This is a genomic window from Paracoccus sp. Z118, assembly GCF_019061185.1.
Lineage (GTDB): Bacteria > Pseudomonadota > Alphaproteobacteria > Rhodobacterales > Rhodobacteraceae > Paracoccus.
The window spans coordinates 1-371 of sequence record NZ_JAHQZU010000146.1; the positions used below are offsets into that span (position 1 = coordinate 1).

General features: G+C 64.2%; 1 protein-coding gene. It reads left to right on the plus strand.

The window, feature by feature from the left end; translation table 11 throughout:
- Window positions 1-371, plus strand: a 371-nt coding sequence (locus tag KTN05_RS17930) for an FAD-dependent oxidoreductase (RefSeq protein ID WP_217330708.1), incomplete at both ends; no start/stop codon positions are given.

Below are 371 nucleotides of genomic sequence, written 5' to 3' on the forward strand. Positions count from 1 at the left end.
CGCTATTCGGCTTACCGCGTCGTGAAAGAGGCACTGGGCGGTCATCGCGGCTGGCGCCCCCTGTGGCGCAACCCCGATCCCCAGCCCGCCTATGACTATGTCGTCGTGGGCGGCGGCGGGCACGGGCTCGCCACGGCCTATTACCTCGCCACCACCTTCAAGCGGGCGCGCATCGCCCTGCTGGAGAAAAGCTGGCTCGGGTCCGGCAATATCGGCCGCAACACGACGATCATCCGCTCCAACTACCTGCTGCCGGGAAACGAGCCGTTCTACGAATTCTCCATGAAGCTGTGGGAAACCATGGAGCAGGACCTGAACTTCAACGCGATGGTCAGCCAGCGCGGCATCCTGAACCTGTTCCACAGCGACGG